The 19,287-nt window shown below is 74.0% G+C and carries 20 protein-coding genes and 1 pseudogene; 16 read left to right on the top strand and 5 right to left on the bottom strand.

Annotated elements, in window-relative coordinates:
• Positions 1–71: 71 nt before the first annotated feature.
• A pseudogene (locus H508_RS14110) lies at positions 72–957 on the top strand (ABC transporter ATP-binding protein); the annotation flags it as partial.
• A gap of 178 nt (positions 958–1,135) precedes the next feature.
• Complete coding sequence (locus H508_RS14105; RefSeq protein WP_051222564.1) at positions 1,136–2,770, top strand: hypothetical protein; 1,635 nt, start codon at positions 1,136–1,138, stop codon at positions 2,768–2,770.
• Between the two features lie 147 nt (positions 2,771–2,917).
• Here the strand turns inward: H508_RS14105 and H508_RS0102615 are convergent, their stop codons facing one another.
• Positions 2,918–4,234 (bottom strand): MATE family efflux transporter, encoded by a 1,317-nt coding sequence (locus H508_RS0102615; protein WP_026372917.1) that lies wholly within the window; start codon positions 4,232–4,234, stop codon positions 2,918–2,920.
• Positions 4,235–4,283: 49 nt separating this feature from the next.
• Between H508_RS0102615 and H508_RS0102610 the strand changes: the two genes are divergently transcribed.
• The 4 genes from H508_RS0102610 (at position 4,284) to H508_RS0102595 (ending at position 7,356) form a co-directional block, all read left to right on the top strand.
• Positions 4,284–6,224, top strand: coding sequence for a M13 family metallopeptidase (locus tag H508_RS0102610; RefSeq protein WP_026372916.1), 1,941 nt, complete (start codon positions 4,284–4,286; stop codon positions 6,222–6,224).
• A gap of 129 nt (positions 6,225–6,353) precedes the next feature.
• On the top strand, positions 6,354–6,656 hold the full coding sequence (locus tag H508_RS14100) for a hypothetical protein (RefSeq protein WP_035253675.1): 303 nt from the start codon (positions 6,354–6,356) through the stop codon (positions 6,654–6,656).
• Complete coding sequence (locus H508_RS14095; protein ID WP_051222562.1) at positions 6,653–7,141, top strand: phage holin family protein; 489 nt, start codon at positions 6,653–6,655, stop codon at positions 7,139–7,141. The genes H508_RS14100 and H508_RS14095 overlap by 4 nt, the downstream gene beginning before the upstream one ends.
• Positions 7,138–7,356 (top strand): DUF3618 domain-containing protein, encoded by a 219-nt coding sequence (locus tag H508_RS0102595; RefSeq protein ID WP_021009552.1) that lies wholly within the window; start codon positions 7,138–7,140, stop codon positions 7,354–7,356. Before H508_RS14095 ends, H508_RS0102595 begins: the two co-directional genes overlap by 4 nt.
• Positions 7,357–7,563: 207 nt before the next feature.
• On the opposite strand, the gene H508_RS0102590 is transcribed toward H508_RS0102595, so the two are convergent.
• Positions 7,564–7,875 carry a GIY-YIG nuclease family protein gene (locus tag H508_RS0102590; RefSeq protein ID WP_026372915.1) on the bottom strand — a complete coding sequence of 104 codons (312 nt, stop codon included), beginning with the start codon at positions 7,873–7,875 and terminating at the stop codon, positions 7,564–7,566.
• Positions 7,876–8,069: 194 nt separating this feature from the next.
• A complete protein-coding gene (locus tag H508_RS0102585; protein WP_169514149.1) occupies positions 8,070–8,882 on the bottom strand; it encodes a class II glutamine amidotransferase in 813 nt (270 codons plus the stop codon).
• A gap of 172 nt (positions 8,883–9,054) precedes the next feature.
• On the opposite strand from H508_RS0102585, the gene H508_RS14090 reads away from it, so the two are divergent.
• A complete protein-coding gene (locus H508_RS14090) occupies positions 9,055–10,458 on the top strand; it encodes an ATP-dependent DNA helicase (protein WP_084154970.1) in 1,404 nt (467 codons plus the stop codon).
• Here H508_RS14090 and H508_RS14085 read toward each other — a convergent pair.
• Positions 10,455–11,027: a MarR family winged helix-turn-helix transcriptional regulator gene (locus tag H508_RS14085; RefSeq protein ID WP_051222559.1), complete on the bottom strand. Its 573-nt coding sequence runs from the start codon at positions 11,025–11,027 to the stop codon at positions 10,455–10,457. The genes H508_RS14090 and H508_RS14085 overlap by 4 nt on opposite strands.
• Before the next feature lie 61 nt (positions 11,028–11,088).
• Between H508_RS14085 and idi the strand changes: the two genes are divergently transcribed.
• The 9 genes from idi to H508_RS0102530 are packed head-to-tail and all read left to right on the top strand — an operon-like array spanning position 11,089 to position 18,651.
• Positions 11,089–11,637 (top strand): isopentenyl-diphosphate Delta-isomerase, encoded by a 549-nt coding sequence (idi, locus tag H508_RS0102570; RefSeq protein ID WP_026372913.1) that lies wholly within the window; start codon positions 11,089–11,091, stop codon positions 11,635–11,637.
• Positions 11,634–12,653: a polyprenyl synthetase family protein gene (locus tag H508_RS14080; RefSeq protein WP_051222557.1), complete on the top strand. Its 1,020-nt coding sequence runs from the start codon at positions 11,634–11,636 to the stop codon at positions 12,651–12,653. The genes idi and H508_RS14080 overlap by 4 nt, the downstream gene beginning before the upstream one ends.
• Positions 12,650–13,558, top strand: coding sequence for a phytoene/squalene synthase family protein (locus tag H508_RS17505; protein ID WP_035253673.1), 909 nt, complete (start codon positions 12,650–12,652; stop codon positions 13,556–13,558). The genes H508_RS14080 and H508_RS17505 overlap by 4 nt, the downstream gene beginning before the upstream one ends.
• A complete protein-coding gene (gene crtI / locus H508_RS17500; protein ID WP_026372912.1) occupies positions 13,555–15,135 on the top strand; it encodes a phytoene desaturase family protein in 1,581 nt (526 codons plus the stop codon). The genes H508_RS17505 and crtI overlap by 4 nt, the downstream gene beginning before the upstream one ends.
• Positions 15,132–15,470 carry a hypothetical protein gene (locus H508_RS0102550; protein WP_026372911.1) on the top strand — a complete coding sequence of 113 codons (339 nt, stop codon included), beginning with the start codon at positions 15,132–15,134 and terminating at the stop codon, positions 15,468–15,470. Before crtI ends, H508_RS0102550 begins: the two co-directional genes overlap by 4 nt.
• Positions 15,467–15,814, top strand: a complete 348-nt coding sequence (locus tag H508_RS14070; RefSeq protein ID WP_051222555.1) for a lycopene cyclase domain-containing protein — start codon at positions 15,467–15,469, stop codon at positions 15,812–15,814. The genes H508_RS0102550 and H508_RS14070 overlap by 4 nt, the downstream gene beginning before the upstream one ends.
• Complete coding sequence (locus H508_RS0102540; RefSeq protein WP_026372910.1) at positions 15,807–16,706, top strand: prenyltransferase; 900 nt, start codon at positions 15,807–15,809, stop codon at positions 16,704–16,706. The genes H508_RS14070 and H508_RS0102540 overlap by 8 nt, the downstream gene beginning before the upstream one ends.
• Positions 16,703–18,235: an SDR family oxidoreductase gene (locus H508_RS0102535; RefSeq protein ID WP_051222553.1), complete on the top strand. Its 1,533-nt coding sequence runs from the start codon at positions 16,703–16,705 to the stop codon at positions 18,233–18,235. Before H508_RS0102540 ends, H508_RS0102535 begins: the two co-directional genes overlap by 4 nt.
• Complete coding sequence (locus tag H508_RS0102530; protein WP_026372908.1) at positions 18,232–18,651, top strand: pyrimidine dimer DNA glycosylase/endonuclease V; 420 nt, start codon at positions 18,232–18,234, stop codon at positions 18,649–18,651. Before H508_RS0102535 ends, H508_RS0102530 begins: the two co-directional genes overlap by 4 nt.
• Here H508_RS0102530 and H508_RS14065 read toward each other — a convergent pair.
• On the bottom strand, positions 18,648–19,238 hold the full coding sequence (locus tag H508_RS14065) for a MarR family winged helix-turn-helix transcriptional regulator (protein ID WP_084154968.1): 591 nt from the start codon (positions 19,236–19,238) through the stop codon (positions 18,648–18,650). The two genes, H508_RS0102530 and H508_RS14065, sit on opposite strands and share 4 nt — an antisense overlap.
• Positions 19,239–19,287 lie beyond the last annotated feature (49 nt).

Below are 19,287 nucleotides of genomic sequence, written 5' to 3'. Positions count from 1 at the left end.
CCATTCTGCCGTGCCCGGCCGCGCCCTGCCCGCCCGTGACGGTCGCGCCGCGGGGGAGTAGCGTCGGCGCCATGCCGGAGGCGGTGGTCGAGACGAGGGGCCTCGAGAAGCGATTCGGGCGCGTGCGCGCGCTCGACGGGCTCGACCTCGTCGTCGAGCGCGGTCAGGTGCACGGCTTCCTCGGCCCGAACGGCGCGGGCAAGTCGACCGCGATCCGCGTGCTGCTCGGCATGCTGCGCGCGACGGGCGGCGAGGCGAGCGTGTTCGGCATGCACCCCTGGCGCGACGCCGTCGCGATCCACCGGCGCGTCGCGACCGTGCCCGGCGACGTGACCCTGTGGCCAGGCCTCACGGGCGGCGAGGCGATCGACACCCTCACGCGCCTCCGCGGTCACCGAGCCCCCGCATCCGACCGCGCCCGGCTCATCGAGGCCTTCGATCTCGACCCGCGCCGGCGCGCGAAGGCCTACTCGAAGGGCAACCGGCAGAAGGTCGCGCTCATCGCCGCCTTCGCGAGCGAGGCCGACCTCTACATCCTCGACGAGCCGACGAGCGGGCTCGACCCGCTCATGGAGAGCGTCTTCCAGGCCGAGATCCGCCGGGTCGCCGAGCGCGGCGCGACCGTGCTGCTCTCAAGCCACATCCTCAGCGAGGTCGAGCAGCTGTGCGACGTCGTCTCGATCATCCGCGACGGCCGGGTCGTCGAGAGCGGCTCGCTCGACGCGCTGCGGCACCTCCGGCACGCGGTCGTCGCCTACCGCGGCCCCGCACCGGTGGGCGTGCCGATCGTCGACGTCGCCGTCGACGGCGACCGCGTGCGCGGCTCGGTCGCCGCCGAGGACGTGCCGTCGGTGCTGCGCTGGCTCGGCGAGCACGAGGCGCAGGCGGTCACGCTCACGCCCCCGAGCCCTCGAGGAGCTGTTCCTCCGCCACTACGGCGACGCGGAGCGCGTCGATCGCGCGCGCTCGGAGCGCGCGAAGGGCGAGCGGCACGGCGAGGAGCTGCTCGCGCCCGACGTCGACGCGCTCACCGAGCCGGAGGAGCTCACCAGCCCGATCGCCTCGACGGGCGTGCTGCCGGCGGCCGCGCCGGAGCGAGGCGAGCGCCGCCGCGGCCGCCACGCGGAGTGAGGCCATGGACGGCACCCGCCTGCTGCTCGGCGCGGCCCTCCGCCGCGACCGGCTGAGCATCCTGCTCTGGGCGCTCGGGGTCGCCGGGCTCTGGGCCGCGGTGGTCGGCGGCGTCGGCGCGGCGTTCGACGAGGAGTCGCGGCGCGGCCTCGTCGCCCTGCTCTCGGCCCAGCCGGCGCTGCTGCTGCTGCGCGGCGCGCCCGCCGGCGTGGGCCTCAGCGCGGTGATGTTCGTCTCGACCTACGCCTACCTCGCCGTGATGGTCGGCCTCATGATGACCTTCTTCGCGGTGCGGCACTCCCGCGGCGACGAGGACGCCGGCCGGGCCGAGCTCGTGCGGGGCACGGCGGTCGGCCGCTGGGCGCCGCTCGCGGCGACCGTGCTCGCGGGCGCCATCGAGCTCGCCCTCGTGTGCGGCCTCACCGCCGCGGTGTCGATCGCCCTCGGCCTCGACGCGACGGGCTCGCTGCTGATGGCCGCGGCGCTCGCGGGCGTCGGGGCGCCCGCGCTGCTCGTCGGCCTGCTCGCCGCGCAGGCGCTGCCGACGTCGCGCGCGGCGAACGGCGCCGCGGCGATCGTGGTGGGCGCGTGGTTCCTCGTGCGCGGGATCGGGGATGCGCTCGGCGAGCCGAGCGCCGACCTCACGCGCGTCGAGGCGGCCTGGCCGGTCTGGTTCTCGCCGATCGGCTGGGGCGCGCAGGCGCATCCGTTCGCCGACCCGCCGTGGTCGCCGGATGCGACGCCGCTCCTGCTGCTGCCCCCGACGGCGCTCGTGCTCGCCGCGCTCGTCGTGCTCCTCGAGTCGCGCCGCGAGCTCGGCGGATCGCTCCTGCCCGAGCGCGGCGGTCGCGCGAGCGCGGGGGCGCTCCTCGGCGCGATGCCCTGGAGCGCGCCGCTCGGGCTCAGCGCGCGGCTGCTCTCGGGCGCCGCGCTCGCCTGGATGCTCGTCGCCGCTGCGATCGGTGCGATCGCGGGCCGGCTCGCGCCCGTCGTCGCGGGTGCGCTCGCCGACAACGCCGGCCTGGCCCGCATCGTCGCGACGCTCGGCGCGGAGGGCGCCGACACCGAGGGCGTCTTCCTCACTGCGCTCGCCGCGTTCATCGGCCTCATGGCGAGCGCCGCCGCGATGCAGGCGGCGCTGCGGCTCCGTCACGAGGAGCTCGCGCACGGCGAGCTCGTGCTCTCCGCCCCGGTGCGCCGCTCGGGCTGGCTCGCGAGCCACCTGCTCGTGGGCGTCGTCGCCGGGCTCGCGACCCTCGCCTCCTTCACGGCGGTCGCGGGAGCCTCGCTCAGCGCGGCCGGCGACGACCGCTGGGACCAGCTCGTCGCGATCGCCGGCGCCCACGTGCCGCTCGTCGCCGTCTACCTCGCGGTCGGTGCGGCGATCGTCGCGTTCCTGCCCGGAGCCGTGGCCTGGCTCGGCTGGGTGCTGCTCATCGGCCTCATGCTCGCGGGCGACTTCGCGCCCCTGCTCGGCGAGCAGTGGGAGTGGATCGAGAACCTGAGCCCCTTCCACTGGGTCGCGAACCCGCTCGACCCCGATCCCGACTGGACCGGCACGTGGTGGCTGCTCGCGATCGCCGCGACCCTCCTCGTCGCTGCGGCGCTGCGCTTCTCGCGCCGCGACGCGGTCGTCTGAAGCTGGTCGGCACCCCGCTTCCCCGTGCACAACGCAAGCCGCGTCGGCGGGTCGCGCGGCGGATCGGGGAGGTGCCCCGGGCTCGCCGCTGCTGCTCGCCCGCGGGCTTGCGTTGTGCACGGAGGCTGCGCGAGAGGGGCGGATGCGTCAGCGGCGCCCCGTGCGGAGCCAGGCGTCCGAGCGTGCCCGGAGGCCGAGCGTCGTCGCCCGCGCGCCGAGGTAGCCGAAGGAGAAGGCCGCCCAGATCACGGCGAGCGCGTCGACGCCCGGCAGGAGCGCGAGGAGCAGCAGCGGCAGGTAGACCGCGAGGTTGAGCACGCCCGTGAGCGCGAGGTAGCGCGCGTCGCCCGCGCCGATGAGCACGCCGTCGAGCACGAAGACGAACCCGGCGATCGGCTGCGCGAGCGCGAGCAGCACGAGCGCGATCGGCAGCGCGTCGAGCACCGCCGGGTCGGAGGTGAAGACGCCGCCGAGCACCCACGCGACCGCGAGCAGCAGGGCGCCCACGACGCATCCGAACCCCACGCCCCACACCTGCAGCCGCCGGGTGACCGCCCGCGCCTCGGCCACGTCGCCCGCGCCGAGCGCCTTGCCGAGCATCGCCTGCCCGGCGATCGCGAGCGCGTCGAGCGCGAAGGCGAGCGTCGAGAAGAGCGTGAAGGCGATCTGCGTCGCGGCGAGGGTCGCGGTGCCGGCCTGCGTCGCGACGACCGTCGTCGCGAGCAGCGCCGCGCGCAGCGAGAGGGTGCGGACGAAGAGCCAGCCGCCCGTCGACGCCGTGCGCCCGAGGTCGCCCCAGCGGATGCCGAGCGGCACGTCCTCCCGGCGCGCCTCCCGCACCGCGAACCACACGAAGAACGCCGCCATGCCCCACTGCGCGATGACGGTGCCGAGCGCCGCGCCGGCGACGCCGAGGCCGACGCCGTAGATGAGCAGCGCGTTGAGCACCGCGTTCGCGGCGAAGCCGATCGTCGCGACGACGAGCGGGGTGCGGGTGTCCTGCAGCCCGCGCATGAGTCCCGTGGCGGCGAGCACGATGAGCATCGCGGGCAGCCCCAGGATCGAGATGCCGAGGTAGGTCGCCGCGTGCTCGGTGACGGCGGATGCGGCCCCGAAGAGCCCGACGACCGGCCCGGCGAGCGGCGTGGCAGCGACGAGCACCGCACCCGCGACGATCGCGAGCCAGATGCCGTCGAGCCCGGCGCGGATCGCCGCGGGCCGGTCGCCGGCGCCGAGCAGCCTCGCGACGGCGGGCGTCGTGCCGTAGGCGAGGAAGATGAGCAGGCCCACCGCGGTCGAGAGCACGGCCGCCCCGATGCCGACGCCCGCGAGCTGCTCGGCGCCGAGGTGCCCGACGAGCGCCGTGTCGACGAGCAGGAACGCGGGCTCGGCCATGAGCGCGCCGAGCGCAGGGACCGCGAGCCGCAGGATCTCCCGATCGAGCGCATCCGCCTTCACTCGCACCCGCCCACGCTAGCGGCGACCGCTCGAGGGCGGCCGTAGGCTGGAGCGCATGACGACCCTGCCCTCAGGCCTGCCCGTCGACGACTTCAGCGACGAGGTCCGGCCGCAGGACGACCTGTTCATGCATGTCCACTCGCGCTGGCTCGAGCGCACCGAGATCCCGGCCGACAAGGCCCGCTGGGGCTCGTTCGCGGTGCTCGCCGAGGAGGCGGAGGCAGCGGTGCGCGAGATCGTGATCGAGATGCAGGACGCCGAGCCGGGCACCGACGCCCGCAAGGTCGGCGACCTCTACGCATCTTTCCTCGACGAGGCCGCGGCTGACGCGAAGGGCATCGAGCCCATCCGGCCGCTGCTCGAGCGCGCCGACGCCGTCTCGAGCATCGACGAGCTGCTCGCGCTGCTCGGCGAGCTCGAGTCGATCGGCGGCCCCGGCTTCACGGGCGTCTGGGTCGACACCGACCCGGGCGACCCCACGCGCTACCTCGTGCACATGAACCAGGGCGGCCTCGGCATGCCCGACGAGTCGTACTACCGCGAGGAGTCCTTCGCCGAGGTGCGCGAGGCCTACCTCGCCCACCTGACGACGATGTTCGGCCACCTCGGCGCCGCCCAGCCCGACGCCGACGCGGCCGCCGTCTTCGCGCTCGAGACCGAGCTCGCATCCCACCACTGGGACCGCGTCGCGTCCCGCGACGACGAGAAGACCTACAACCTGCAGCGCCCGGTCGAGCGCTACGAGCGCCTGCGGCCCTGGCTGCGGGCGATCCACGCGCCCGATGGCACGTTCGACGAGGCGGTCGTGCGGCAGCCGAGCTTCTTCGAGGGGCTCGAGTCGATGCTCGTCGACGAGCGGCTGCCGGAGTGGCGCACGTGGCTGCGCATGGGCATCCTGCGCTCGTTCGCGAGCTACCTCACGACCGAGATCTCGAAGGACCAGTTCGACTTCTACGGCCGCACGCTCACGGGCGCGCCGGAGCAGCGCGAGCGCTGGAAGCGCGGCGTCTCGCTCGTCGAGGGCCTGCTCGGCGATGCCGTCGGCAGGATCTACGTCGAGCGGCACTACCCGCCGGAGGCGAAGGCCGCGATGGACGTGCTCATCGAGCACCTCGTGATCGCCTACCGCGAGTCGATCGAGGGGCTCGAGTGGATGGGGCCCGAGACGCGCCGCCGGGCGATCGAGAAGCTCGAGAAGTTCACGCCCAAGATCGGCTACCCGGCGACGTGGCGCGACTACTCGGCGCTCGAGATCGGCGACGACCTCGTCGCGAACGTGCAGGCGGCGACGCGGTTCGAGCACGACCGCGAGCTCGCGAAGATCGGCAAGCCGATCGACCGCGACGAGTGGTTCATGAACCCGCAGACCGTCAACGCCTACTACAACCCGGGCTTCAACGAGATCGTCTTCCCCGCGGCCATCCTGCAGCCGCCCTTCTTCGACGCGGGGCGGGATGCGGCGGCGAACTACGGCGCGATCGGCGCCGTCATCGGGCACGAGATCGGGCACGGCTTCGACGACCAGGGCTCGAAGTACGACGGCGACGGCCGCTTGATCGACTGGTGGACGGACGACGACCGGAAGGCCTTCGAGCTGCGCACCGGCTCGCTCATCGCGCAGTACGACGCGCTCGAGCCCGTCGCCGCGCCGGGGCACAAGGTGAACGGCGCGCTCACGATCGGCGAGAACATCGGCGACCTGGGCGGCCTCGGCATCGCGTGGCGCGCCTACCTGCACTCGCTCGGTGGCCAGGAGCCGCCCGTCATCGACGGGCTCACCGGCGCCCAGCGCTTCTTCCTCTCGTGGGCGCAGGCCTGGCAGATGAAGATCCGCCCGGAGGAGGCCGTGCGGCTCGTGTCGATCGATCCGCACTCGCCGAACGAGCACCGCACGAATCAGGTCGTGAAGAACCTGGATGCGTTCGTCGAGGCCTTCGACGTGCGGCCCGGCGACGGGCTGTGGCTCGACCCGGAGGCACGCGTCACCATCTGGTGATCGCGCGGCGGCGCGGGGGCTTCCTCCGCGTCGCCCGAGCGGAACCTGGGAGCGCGGATCCGGCGTTGCTGGGTATCGTGAACAGGCACGAGGCCAGCACCGCTGGCACCCCCAACGGCAGGAGCGAACATGCGCGGCAGGATCCTTCTCGTCATCGGCTTCGGGGCCGGGTACGTGCTCGGCGCGAAGGCCGGTCGCCAGCGCTACGAGCAGATCGCCAGCGCGGCCGACAAGGTCTGGAACAACCCGACCGTCAAGAAGCAGCGCCACGAGGTGCAGCACATGGTCGAGACGCAGGCGCCGAAGCTCGTCGAGCAGGCGAAGGGCGTCGCGGGCGACGCCATGAGCAAGGTCACGAAGGGCGGCAAGGGCAAGGGCGGCCGCGGCAACGGCGGCACGACCGAGATCGCGCGCCCCGAGGACGTGTCATGACGCCGCGCAAGTCGCTCGGCGATCTCCTGGCGGAGACGCCGCAGATGATCGTCGACCTCGCCAAGGCGGAGGTGCGGCACCTCAAGGAGGAGCTCTCCGAGAAGGCGAAGGGCGTCGGCATCGGCGGAGCGCTGCTCGCGGCGGCCGGCGTGGTGGGCATCTTCCTGTTCAGCTGGCTGCTCTATGCGGGCTACCAGGGCCTCAACGAGGTGTTCGCGCCGTGGCTCTCGGCGCTCATCGTCTCGGCCGTGCTGCTCGTGATCGTGGCGATCCTCGCGCTCGTGGGGATCCAGCTCATCAAGAAGAACAAGGACTTCGGCGACCTCGAGGCCGTCGACAGCATCAAGGACGACGTGAACATGGTGCGCGGCCTCGGGCACGCGGCCGACGGCACCGACCCGCTCGACGACCTGCCGGCCGCGGTGGCGCCGCGGACGACGACGGGCGCGGGCGGAGCGACGAGGGTCGAGGGAGACGTGCGATGACCGAGCAGCGCGAGATCGATCGTCAGCGCGAGCAGCTGCGACAGCACCTCAACGAGATCGAGGACCGGGTCAACCCGAAGAAGGTCGCCGACCGCGTCGTCGGGCGAGCGCAGGACTCCTACAACGAGGACCCGACGCCGTGGATCGCCGCGGCGGCCGGCGTCGCCGTGCTCATCGTCGGCGGCATCGCCCTCGCGATCTTCGGCCGCCGCTAGCCTTCCCGCTGGCTGAGCCGCTCCGTCGCCGAAGGCGACAGAGCGTGTCGAAGTCCGACCACGCTGGTTGCCCTTCGACTCGGCGTGCGCCTCCGGCACGCGCCGGCTCAGGAGCCGCCGGTTGAAGCCTCTCCGCTGGCTGAGCCGGTCCGCGCGCGCAGCACGCTGACCGTGTCGAAGCCTCCCAGGACGAGTGGACCGGGTGATTCAGCGGTCTCTGAAGCGCGCCGACACCTTCTTGACGCCCCGCCGCCGCGCGAGCGACCGGATCTGCTCCCAGTCGCCGGCGATGAGCGCCTCCTTCTTCGCGCGGCTCCATCCGTGGATCCGTCGCTCCATGGCGTACGCCTCCGCGAGGCCGTCGAGCTCCTCTGCCCAGACGAGCTCCACTGGAAGCCGCCGCTTCGTGTACTCGGCGCCCTTGCCGTCGGCGTGCTCCTGCAGGCGCTGCTCGATCACACCGGTGCTGCCGACGTAGTAGGAGCCGTCGCTGCAGAGGAGCATGTAGACCCAGGCCATGGCGGGAGGATGGCAGGAGTCGGTCGAGCGCCGCGGAGTCCGCTGTCAGCCTGTGGACGGGGCTTCGACACGCTCGGCGCCCTGCGGGCGCGGAGCGGCTCAGCCAGCGGAGGGGCGGGCGCGGAGCTGGGAACCGGCTGCCGATCCGTGGACGGGGGCTTCGAGGCGCTGTGCACCTGCGGGCGCGGAGCGGCTCAGCCGGCGGGGACCGCCGCGACCTCGTGCAGCTCGCGGCGCTCGACGTGCAGCGTGGAGAGGTCGATGCGCACGGCCGTCTCGGGCAGCATGCGGTTCCAGCCGTCGCCCGTCAGGCCGCTCGAGGTCACCGCGATCGCGCCATCCTCCGAGCGCCGCCACGACAGCTGGTAGTAGTGGTCGACGTGGTCGACCGGCAGGTCGTCGCCGAGGCCGGACTCCTCGAAGAGCTCGAGCGGGATCGGCGCACCCTGGTTGGCGTGCACCGCGATGAGCTCGTCGGGGCTCAGCACGAGCAGGTTGAGGGCCGACGTCGGGAACTCCTCGCGCAGCTGCGAGACCGTCGCCGTCACGGCGTCGAAGAGCGGCACGCCGGCGTCGACCTGCCGCAGGATGAGCGCGAAGACGACCGCGGTGTCGGTCTCTCCGCCCACGCGCTCGAGCTCCGCATCCGTCACCTTCGCCCGCAGCGGCGCGAAGGGCACCACCGAGCCGTTGTGAGCGAGCGCGATGTCGCCGACCCGGAACGGGTGCGTGTTCTGCACGCGCGTCGCGAAGCCCTCGGTCGCGAGGCGCAGGTGCGTGAGCCGAGCGCGCGAGGGCGTGTCGCCGAGCGCGTCGGTGAGGTCGGGATTGTCGAGTCCGCGGCGCGCGTCGCGGTAGCGGCGCACCTCGTCGCCGTCGAGCCACGCCGTGCCCCAGCCGTCGGTGTGCAGCCGGCCGAGGCGCTGCCACTCGCGGCAGCTCGCGTCACCCAGCACGCTCTGCGTCGTGACAGGCGTGGGGGAGACGTGCGCGAGCAATCGGCACATGCGCATCCCCCTTTCCTGTCCGGATCCATGATGGCGCACGCGAGCGCGCGGTGTGCGGATGCGGCGTCACACGGGGTAACACCGTGTCGCGCCCCGCTGTTCCACGGCGGCGTGTCAACAGCCGACCGCGGGTGCGCTCGCCGACGGCGGGCCGGTGCGGGAGGATGGAGGGATGGACGTCGAGCTGACCCCCGAGCAGCTGGCGATCTTCCGGCGCATCGAGGACGGCGACGGGCACCTGTTCATCACCGGCCGCGCGGGCACCGGCAAGTCGACGCTGCTGCGGCACCTCACCGAGCACTCGCGCAAGCAGATCATCGTGTGCGCGCCGACGGGCGTCGCGGCGCTCAACGTCGGCGGGCAGACGATCCACTCGCTGCTCAAGCTGCCGCTCGGCGTCATCGCGGACGCGCCGCTGCGGCAGCGCACCGAGCTCAAGCAGATGCTGAACTCGCTCGACCTGCTCGTGATCGACGAGATCTCGATGGTGAACGCCGACCTCATGGATGCGATCGACCGGTCGCTGCGGCAGGCGCGCGGTGTGCGGTCGGTGCCGTTCGGCGGCGTGCAGGTGGTGATGTTCGGCGACCCGTACCAGCTCGCGCCCGTGCCGGGGGATGCCGAGGAGCGCGCCTACTTCGCCGACCACTACGAGTCGATGTGGTTCTTCGACGCCCGCGTGTGGCGCGAGGAGGCGGAGCTCGAGGTCGTCGAGCTCGTGCACATCCACCGCCAGACCGATCTCGAGTTCAAGATGGCGCTCAACGCGGTGCGGCACGGCACCGTGACCGCCGAGATCGCGCAGCTGCTCAACGACGCGGGCGCACGCACGCCCAGTGCCGACGTGCTGACGCTCGCGAGCCGCAACGACACGGTCACGCGCATCAACGGCCGGGCGCTCGCGCAGCTGCCCGGGAAGTCGAAGACGGCCGTCGCCGAGGTCTCGGGCGACTACGGCGGCCGCCAGTACCCGGCCGACGTCGAGCTGCAGCTGAAGCTCGGCGCGCAGGTGATGTTCCTGCGCAACGACGCCGAGGGGCGGTGGGTCAACGGCTCGCTCGGCAAGGTCGTCGACATCGGCGGCACCGTGTGGGTCGAGGTCGACGGCGAGCAGCACGAGGTCGAGCCCGCGGTGTGGGAGCAGTACCGCTACTCCTACTCGCCGACGACCAAGGAGATCAAGCGCAACGTCGTCGCGGAGTTCACGCAGTTCCCGCTCCGCCTCGCGTGGGCGGTCACGATCCACAAGGCGCAGGGCAAGACCTTCGACGAGGCGGTCGTCGACCTCGGCTCGCGCGCATTCGCGCCCGGCCAGACCTACGTGGCGCTGTCGCGCCTGACCTCGCTCGAGGGCCTCTACCTCTCGCGGCCGCTGCGTCCGGGCGACATCATCGTCGACCAGCGCGTGCGCCGCTTCATCCACGAGGTGCGCGCTCGCGACGCCGCTCGCGCGGCGGCGACCGACCTGCGCGACGCCCCGGCTGCGGGAGCGGAGCCCGCCGAGACAGCGGCGGACGAGCACGGCCGTGACCGCGCCGTGGCGGCGTTCGCGCCCGACGGGCCGCTGCCCTTCTAGCCTGGCTGCGGCGCCTCGGCGCCCGGCTCGAGCAGCGGCACCTCGGCGAGCCGGCGCAGGAACGCGGTCACGGTGCGGCGATCGGCGCTCGACATCTCGCACGCGACCTGGAAGCGGCGCAGGTGGTAGCGGCCCACGGTCGCGTTCGCGGTCTCCTGGGTGCTCTCGGAGACGACGAGCGAGAGCGCCCGGCGGTCGGTGGGGTGCGCCTCGCGACGGATGTGGCCGCCCCGCTCGAGCCGGTCCAGCATCTTCGTCACGGAGGGCCCGGTGATGCCGAGGTGCTCCGCCAGCATGGTCGAGGTGACGATGCGCTGCTCGCGGGTCGTCGCCATGATGAAGCGGATCGCGCGCATGTCGTTCTCGCTCAGCTTCATGTAGCGCCGACTCGCCTCGCTCTGCGCCTCCGACGCGCGGTGCCAGCCGCGCAGCGCGTCGAACAGGTCGATGACCTCTTCCACCTCGCCGTCGCTCAAGCCATACTCGGAGACGAGCGACGAGGACACGTCGTAGCGGCGCGGATCGAGCATCTCGCGCTCGTGCGGACCCTCGTTCGGCGTCTGCGGCATGCGCTCATTCTATTGCCACAACTCATAGTTGCAATGGCTAAGTGTTTGCTACCCTCGGGGCATGACGAACCCGGCGCTCAACGACGACGAGCTGGTCGTGCTGCTCGACGACGACGGCACGCCCATCGGCTCGGCACCGAAGGCGACCGTGCACACCGACTCGACGCCGCTGCACCTCGCGTTCTCGTGCTACCTGCTCGACGACGAGGGGCGGCTGCTCATCACGCGCCGCTCGCTCGAGAAGCAGGCGTGGCCGGGCGTCTGGACGAACAGCTGCTGCGGCCACCCGGCGCCGGGCGAGGCGTTCGAGGACGCCGTGCAGCGCCGGCTCCGGCAGGAGCTCGGCACGAGCGCGAGCGACCTGCGGCTCGTGCTGCCCGACTTCGAGTACCGCGCGGTCGACGCGAGCGGCATCGTCGAGCACGAGCGCTGCCCCGTCTTCGTCGGCCGCATTGCCGGCCCGCTCGAGCCCGAGCCCAGCGAGGTCGCCGAGTGGCAGTGGGTCGATCCCGACGACCTCCGCACGGGCGTGCTCGCCACGCCGTGGGCCTTCAGCCCCTGGCTCGTGCTGCAGGCGGAGCAGCTGCACGCGCTCGCGGGTGCGTCGTGACCGCCGTCGACGCGCCGACGCTGCTCGCCGAGGTCGAGCGGCGCATCGCGCAGCTCGCCGCGCCGACCGGTCCGCACCCCGTGCAGGCCGCTGCGGCCCGCGCCGCGGTCGGCGGCAAGCTCCTCCGCCCGCGCCTCGTGATGGCGGCGGCCGGCCGGAGCGCCGATCGCGAGGCCGTCGTCGCCGTCGCGGCGGCGATCGAGCTGCTGCACGCCGCGCTGCTCGTGCACGACGACGTCATCGACGGCGACGAGGAGCGCCGCGGCGAGCCGTCGGTCGCGCGCGAGGCGCGCGACCTCGCCGCCGAGGCGGGCCTCGCGCCCACGCGGGCCGAGCGGCTCGGCCTCACCGCCGCGATCGTCACGGGCGACGCGCTGCTCGTGCGGGCCATCGCCTCGCTCGGGTCGCTCGACGCGCCCGCCGCGGTGCGCGCCCGCGTGCTCGGCATCGTCACGCGGGCGATGGTGCGCGCTGCGGAGGGGGAGCACGACGACGTCCTGCTCGCCGGCGCGACGCCCGATCGCGCCGCGATCGACCGCATCCTCGAGGGCAAGACCGCCGACTACTCCTTCCGCGCCCCGCTCGAGCTCGGCGCCGTGCTCGGCGGCCGCGACGAGGCGACGATCGCCGCACTCGGCGACATCGGCCTGCGCATGGGCGTCGTCTACCAGCTGCGCGACGACGTGCTCGGCGTCTTCGGCGACGAGGCGGCCACCGGCAAGAGCGTCCTGAGCGACATCCGCGCCGGTGCCCCGACCCTGCTGTCGGCGCTCGCGAGCCGCGACGCAGCCTGGGCGAGCGTCGCGCACCACTACGGCGACCCGGGTGCCGACGAGGGCGCGGCTGCGCGCGTGCGGCACGTCATGCGCGGCAGCGGTGCGCTCGGCGAGGTCGAGCGCCGCATCGCCGAAGGAGCCGACGAGGTGCGCGCGCTGCTCGCCGCTGCCCCGGTCGAGCAGCCGGTGCGCGACGACCTGCTGCAGATCCTCGCCCGCTGCGTGGAGCGGGGACGATGACGGGCCTCGACCTCTACACCCGCACCGCCCGGCGCGCGAGCGCGACGGTCATCGAGGCGTACTCGACGTCGTTCGCGCTCGCGAGCCGGCTGCTGCCGCCCGTCATGCGTGGCGACATCGCGAGCGTCTACGCGCTCGTGCGCGTCGCCGACGAGATCGTCGACGGGCCCGGCGCCGAGTCGGGCCTCGACTCCCGCTCGTGCCGCGAGGTGCTCGACGCGCTCGAGCGGGAGGTCGAACGCGCGGTGGCGACCGGCTTCAGCGCCGACCTCGTCGTGCACGCGTTCGCCGAGACGGCCCGCCGCGTCGGCATCACCGCCGACCAGACCGCCCCGTTCTTCGCGGCCATGCGGCGCGACCTCGAGCCGGTCGCGTTCCGCGACGAGCGCGAGCTGCGCAGCTACGTCTACGGCTCCGCCGAGGTCGTCGGCCTGATGTGCGTGCGCTGCTTCCTCGGCGGCCGGCGGCTGCCCGACGCCGAGGCCCGGCGCGTCGACCGCGGCGCCCGCGCGCTCGGCTCCGCCTTCCAGGTCGTGAACTTCCTGCGCGACATCGGCGCCGACGCCGACGGCCTCGGCCGCGCCTACCTGCCCGGCGTCGACCCGGCGCACCCGACGGCGGAGGCGGTCGGCCGCGTGCTCGACCGGCTCGAGGGCGAGCTGCGCATCGCGCGCGACACCGTGCCGCTGCTGCCGCGCGACGCCCGACCGGCCGTGCTCGCCGCGCACGGCCTCTTCGCGGCGCTCGCCAGGCGCATCCGCGCGACCCCCGCCGACGAGCTCCCGCGCCGCCGCATCAGCGTGCCGAGCACCGAGAAGGCCGCGATCGTCGCCCGGGCCGCGCTCGGCGCGAGCGTCGCGCGCGCGACCGGCTCGCGCGAGGCGCGGCTGGAGCCGGCCCGATGAGCCGCATCGTCGTGATCGGCGGTGGCGTCGCGGGTCTCGCGAGCGCGGGCCTGCTCGCGCGCGACGGCCATGAGGTCGTGCTCGTCGAGCAGGGCGCGGCGCTCGGCGGCCGCGCCGGCACCTGGCGCTCGAAGGGCTTCACGTTCGACACCGGCCCCTCCTGGATGCTCATGCGCGAGCCCTACGAGCACGCGTTCCGGATGCTCGGGTCGAGCCTCGAGGCGGAGGCCGACATCGTGCGCCTCGACCCGGCCTACAAGGTGCTCTACGAGGGCGTCGACGAGCCGCTCGAGGTGTCCGGCGACCTCGACGCGACGGTTGCGGCCTTCGACCGCATCGAGCCCGGGGCGGGGGAGCAGCTGCGGCGCTACCTCCGCTCGGCCAGCGAGACCGCCGAGCTCGCCACCTCGGGGCTGCTCTCGAACCGCTTCGACTCGCCGAGCGCGTTCGCCGGACTCGGCGTCGGCACCCGCGTGCCGACGCTCGCGCGGCTGCTCGTCGAGACGCTGCACGCGCGCGTCGCGCGCTCGTTCCGCGACCTGCGGCTGCGGCAGGCGCTCGGCTACCCCGCGGTGTTCCTGGGCACCGAGCCGAGGTCGGCGCCCTCGATGTACCACCTCATGAGCCACTTCGACCTCGTCGAGGGCGTCTGGTACCCGCAGGGCGGCTTCGGCGTGCTCGTCGACGCGATGGCGCGGCTCGCGCGCGAGGCGGGCGCCGAGCTGCGCACCGGTGCTCGCGTGCGCCGGATCGTCGTCGAGCAGGGCGCCGCGCGCGGCGTGCTGCTCGAGACCGGCGAGCGCATCGACGCCGACCTGGTGGTCTCGGCCGCCGACGGCCACGCGACCGACACGAAGCTGCTCGCGCACGTGCCGGGCGTCGCGGCGCGCGGCCGCCGCCGCTGGGCGAAGCGCGTCGCGGGCCCGTCGGCCGTGCTCGTCATGCTCGGCGTCGAGGGCGAGCTGCCCGAGCTCGAGCACCACACGCTCCTCTTCACGCGCGACTGGGAGGACGGCTTCGGGCGCATCTTCGGCCCGCCCGCCGCCGACCCGGCCGACGGCGTCACCGACCCCGCCTCGCTCTACGTCAGCCGGACATCCGCGACCGACCCCTCGGTCGCGCCCGTCGGCCACGAGGCGCTCTTCGTGCTCGTGCCGGTGCCGGCCGACCCGCGGCTCGGCCGCGGCGGCATCGACGGCGCCGGCGACGCGGCGGTCGAGGCGATCGCCGATCGGGCGATCGCGCAGATCGCCGAGTGGGCGGGCATCGAGCGGCTCGCCGAGCGCGTCGTGACCCGCCGCACGGTCGGGCCCGCCGACTTCGCGGTCGACCTCGACGCGTGGCGCGGCACCGCGCTCGGTCCCGCGCACACGCTCCGCCAGTCGGCGTTCCTGCGCGGCTCGACGAAGCACCCGGCGGTGCGCGACCTCCTGCTGGCCGGCTCGACGACCGTGCCCGGCATCGGCGTGCCGATGTGCCTCATCTCGGCCGAGCTCGTCGTCAAGCACGTGCGCGGCGACCGCTCGACCGGCCCGCTGCAGCCGCTCGAGCCCGAGCGAGCGGGGCAGTCGCGGTGAGCTTCGTCTACCTCGCCGCGATCGTCGTCTCGGGCGTGTGCGTCGGCCTCCTCGACGCGCGCTGGCGGCTCGCGCTCTTCGCCGACCCGCTGCGCGCGCTCGGCGCGATCGCCGGCACCGCCGCGGTGCTGCTCATCACCGACCTCGCGTGCATCGCGACCGGCAACTTCCGGCTCGGCGCCTCGCCCTGGATGACGGGCTTCGAGGTGCTCCCGCACCTGCCGATCGAGGAGCTCTTCTTCATCACGTTCCTCGCCTACGTCTCGCTCGTCGCCTTCGCGGCAGGCGAGCGGCTGCTCGCGAGCCGCCGCGCCAGGGCCGAGGAGCACGCGTGAGCTACATTCTCGTGCTCGCGCCGCTGCTGGCCGCCTCGATCGTCGCGGCGGTGCTCGCGCTGCGCCGGGATCGCCGCCGCTGGGGAGCGCTCGCGATCGCCGCGGCCATCGTGCTCGCGCTCACGATCGTGTTCGACTCGCTCATGATCGCGGCCGACCTCTTCCGCTACGACGACGGGAAGCTCCTCGGGCCGCGCGTCGGCCTCGCCCCGGTCGAGGACCTCGGCTACGCGCTCATCGCCGTGCTGCTGGCCGCCGCGATCTGGACGCTGCTGCCGAGCCGGGTCGCGCGCGGCCGCGACGGCGCGCCTGCCGCGCCCGCGTCGGAGGCGACGGATGCGTGAGGTCGCCCAGGGCGCGGTCACCGGCCCCGGCCTCGCCCGCCGGCTGCTGCTGGCCTCCCGCCCCGTGAGCTGGATCAACACGGCCTTCCCGTTCGCCGCCGCGATGGTGCTCACGACCGGCACGGTCGACGTCCGCACGATCATCGGCACCCTCTTCTTCCTCGTGCCGTACAACCTCGCGATGTACGGCATCAACGACGTCTTCGACTACGCATCCGATGCGAAGAACCCGCGGAAGGGCGGCGTCGAGGGCGCGCTGCTGCCGCCGGAGACGCACCGCGCGACGCTCGCGTGGTCGGTCGGGCTCGCGCTGCCGTTCGTGGTCGCGCTCGTGGCGATGGGCGACCCGGCGTCGTGGGCGGTGCTCGCGGTGAGCCTGTTCGCGGTCGTCGCCTACTCCGCGCGGGGCCTGCGCTTCAAGGAGGTGCCGGTGCTCGACTCGATCACCTCGAGCACCCACTTCGTGAGCCCTGCCGTCTACGGCCTCGTGCTCGCGGGCACCGAATGGACGCCGCAGCTCGTCGCGATCCTCGTCGCGTTCTTCTCCTGGGGCATGGCGAGCCACGCCTTCGGCGCCGTGCAGGATGTCGTGCCCGACCGCGAGGGCGGCATCGCGTCGGTCGCGACCGTGCTCGGCGCCCGCGCGACCGTGCGGCTCGCGATCGCGCTGTGGGCGCTCGCGGGGGCGCTCATGCTGCTCGCGCCGTGGCCCGCCTCGCTCGGGGCGCTCGTCGCCGTGCCGTACATCGCGCTCGCGGCGCCGTTCTGGCGCATCACCGACGCGTCGAGCGCCGCGGCGAACCGCGGCTGGCGCCGCTTCCTCTGGGTCAACTACGGCTGCGGGTTCCTCGTCACGATGCTGTGCATCGCGTGGGGGATGCTCGCCCGATGACCGCGCGCGAGCACGCGGGCGGAGTCCCGCCCGAGCCGCCGGTCGAGCGGCTGCCGGCGTCGGAGCGCCGCTCGGTGCTCGTCACCGGGGCGACCGGCTACGTCGGCGGGCGCCTCATCCCGCGGCTCGCCCTCGCTGGGCACCGGGTCCGCGCGCTCGCGCGGGATCCCCGCCGACTCGCCGACGCATCCTGGGCAGCCGAGGTCGAGGTCGTGCGCGGCGACCTCGAGGACCCGTCGACCCTCGCGGCGGCGTTCGCGGGGCAGGAGGTCGTCTTCCACCTCGTGCACGCGATGAGCGCGGGCGGCGACTTCGAGGCGGCGGAGCTCGCGCAGGCGCGGAACGTCGCGGCCGCGGCGCGGGCCGCGGGAGTCGGGCGCATCGTCTACCTCTCGGGCCTCCACCCGGAGGGCGAGCGGCTCTCGAAGCACCTCGCCTCGCGCGTCGCGGTGGGGGAGGCGCTGCTCGCCTCGGGGGTGCCGACGATCGTGCTCGAGGCGGGCATCGTGATCGGATCCGGCTCTGCCTCCTTCGAGATGATCCGCCACCTCACCGAGGTGCTGCCGTACATGCCGGCGCCGCGCTGGGTGCGCAACTTCGTGCAGCCGATCGCGGTGCGCGACGTGCTGCACTACCTCGTGCGCGCTGCGACCGTGCCGAGCGAGGTGCACGGCGCCTTCGACATCGGCGGCCCGGACGTGCTGCGCTACGGTCAGGTGATGAACGGCTACGCGCTCGAGGCGGGCCTGCCGCAGCGGCCGATCGCGCCGCTGCCGGTGCTCACGCCGTGGCTCGCTTCGCAGTGGGTCAACCTCGTCACGCCTGTGCCCCGGGCGATCGCCGTGCCCCTCATCGGCTCCCTGCTGCACGACTGCGTCGTCGAGGAGCGCCGGATCGACGCGGTCATCCCTCCACCCGCGGCGGGGCTCACGGGCTATCGCCAAGCCGTGCGGCTCGCGCTCGCGCGGGAGCGCTCGGGCGACATCGAGTCGAGCTGGCGCTCGGCGAGCCCCGCGGGCGCCCCGTCCGATCCGCTGCCGAGCGATCCGAGCTGGTCGGGATCGACGGTCTTCGAAGATGCGCGCGAGCGGTCGACGGATGCGTCTCCCGAGGCGGTCTGGCGCGTCCTGGAGTCGATCGGGGGCGACCGCGGCTGGTACTCGGTGCCGCTGCTGTGGAGCATCCGCGGCCTCGCCGACCGCCTGGTCGGGGGCGTCGGGCTGCGCCGCGGGCGGCGCGACCCGGACGCGCTCCGCGAGGGCGACGTCGTCGACTGGTGGCGCGTCGAGCGCATCGAGCGCGGGCGCCTGCTGCGGCTGCGTGCCGAGATGCGCGTGCCCGGGCGCGCCTGGCTCGAGCTCGAGGTCACCCCGCGGGGCAGCGGCGCGCACTACCGCCAGCGCGCCGTGTTCCTGCCGAGCGGGCTGAGCGGCCGCCTCTACTGGTGGTCGCTCGTGCCCGCGCACCAGGTGATCTTCGAGGTCATGGCGAGCCGCATCGTCGCGGCCGCGGAGGCGGCGGGCTCGTGAGGATCTGGTCGCTCCACCCCGGGCTCCTCGATCGGCCGGGGCTCACCGCGTGCTGGCGCGAGGCCCTCCTCGCGCAAGCGGTGCTCGCCGGCCGCACGCGCGGCTACACGCGGCACCCGCAGCTGCAGCGCTTCCGCGAGCAGCCCGATCCCATCGCCGCGATCGGCGCCTACCTCGTCGGCGTCGCCGACGCCGCGGAGGCGCGCGGCTACCGCTTCGACCGCTCGCGCATCGACGTGCCGGGACCGGCGCCGCGGATGGTCGTCACCGACGGCCAGCTCGAGTACGAATGGGCGCACCTGCGGGCGAAGCTCGCGCGCCGCACGCCCGAGCGGCTCCGATACGCCCGACGCCCGGTCCCGCATCCGCTCTTCACGGTCGAGCCGGGCTCGGTCGCGGAGTGGGAGCGACCCTAGTCCGCTCCGTGCGCGGGCCGCGCCGCCGCATCCGCCTCGGTGGCGAGGTGCTCGGCGACCGGGAGGTCGGCGAGCATGCTCAGGAACTTCGTCGCCGCCCGCCGCTCCTCGGGCGAGAGCGCCGCGGCGACGGCGTAGCGCCGCGCGTGATCGGCGCCGACCGACGCCGTCGCCTGCGCGCGGGTCTCGTCGGTCACGACGATCGAGAGCGAGCGGCGGTCGCGCGGATGCCGCTCGCGACGGATGTGGCCGGCGTGCTCGAGGCGATCGAGCAGCTTCGTCACCGACGGCCCCGTGATCCCGAGGTGCTCGGCGATCATCGTGGAGGTGACGATCCCGCCGTCGCGGCCGGCCGACATCACGTAGCGGATCGCGCGCATGTCGTTCTCGCCGAGCCTCATGTAGCGGCGGCTCGCCTCGCTGTGTGCGGCCGACGTGCGATGCCATCGGCGCAGCGCGTGGAAGAGGTCGGTGATCTCATCGACCTCCGCGCCGCTGAGACCCTGCTCGCGCACGAGCAGAGCTGATGCGTCGAGGCGGCGGGGATCGACGAGGGCGCGATCGTCATCGCGCACTGCCTCACTCATGAGCCGATGCTACAACCACGGCTCATAGTTCGCCCGGCTTAGCATCTGC

The organism is Agrococcus lahaulensis DSM 17612, assembly GCF_000425105.1.
GTDB lineage: Bacteria > Actinomycetota > Actinomycetes > Actinomycetales > Microbacteriaceae > Agrococcus > Agrococcus lahaulensis.
Note: the sequence above shows the minus strand (reverse complement) of the source record. Positions and strands in the feature narration are given on the sequence as shown.

Excerpts from the sequence above, each read along its gene's own strand:
- H508_RS14105 (WP_051222564.1), top strand. The coding sequence starts at position 1,136 with ATGGACGGCACCCGCCTGCTGCTCGGCGCGGCCCTCCGCCGCGACCGG.
- H508_RS14085 (WP_051222559.1), bottom strand. The coding sequence starts at position 11,027 with ATGCCGCAGACGCCGAACGAGGGTCCGCACGAGCGCGAGATGCTCGAT.
- H508_RS17505 (WP_035253673.1), top strand. The coding sequence starts at position 12,650 with ATGACGGGCCTCGACCTCTACACCCGCACCGCCCGGCGCGCGAGCGCG.
- crtI (WP_026372912.1), top strand. The coding sequence starts at position 13,555 with ATGAGCCGCATCGTCGTGATCGGCGGTGGCGTCGCGGGTCTCGCGAGC.
- H508_RS14100 (WP_035253675.1), top strand. The coding sequence starts at position 6,354 with ATGCGCGGCAGGATCCTTCTCGTCATCGGCTTCGGGGCCGGGTACGTG.
- H508_RS14095 (WP_051222562.1), top strand. The coding sequence starts at position 6,653 with ATGACGCCGCGCAAGTCGCTCGGCGATCTCCTGGCGGAGACGCCGCAG.
- H508_RS0102610 (WP_026372916.1), top strand. The coding sequence starts at position 4,284 with ATGACGACCCTGCCCTCAGGCCTGCCCGTCGACGACTTCAGCGACGAG.
- H508_RS0102535 (WP_051222553.1), top strand. The coding sequence starts at position 16,703 with ATGACCGCGCGCGAGCACGCGGGCGGAGTCCCGCCCGAGCCGCCGGTC.
- H508_RS0102590 (WP_026372915.1), bottom strand. The coding sequence starts at position 7,875 with ATGGCCTGGGTCTACATGCTCCTCTGCAGCGACGGCTCCTACTACGTC.
- H508_RS0102595 (WP_021009552.1), top strand. The coding sequence starts at position 7,138 with ATGACCGAGCAGCGCGAGATCGATCGTCAGCGCGAGCAGCTGCGACAG.
- H508_RS0102585 (WP_169514149.1), bottom strand. The coding sequence starts at position 8,882 with ATGTGCCGATTGCTCGCGCACGTCTCCCCCACGCCTGTCACGACGCAG.
- H508_RS14090 (WP_084154970.1), top strand. The coding sequence starts at position 9,055 with ATGGACGTCGAGCTGACCCCCGAGCAGCTGGCGATCTTCCGGCGCATC.
- H508_RS14065 (WP_084154968.1), bottom strand. The coding sequence starts at position 19,238 with ATGAGTGAGGCAGTGCGCGATGACGATCGCGCCCTCGTCGATCCCCGC.
- idi (WP_026372913.1), top strand. The coding sequence starts at position 11,089 with ATGACGAACCCGGCGCTCAACGACGACGAGCTGGTCGTGCTGCTCGAC.
- H508_RS0102540 (WP_026372910.1), top strand. The coding sequence starts at position 15,807 with ATGCGTGAGGTCGCCCAGGGCGCGGTCACCGGCCCCGGCCTCGCCCGC.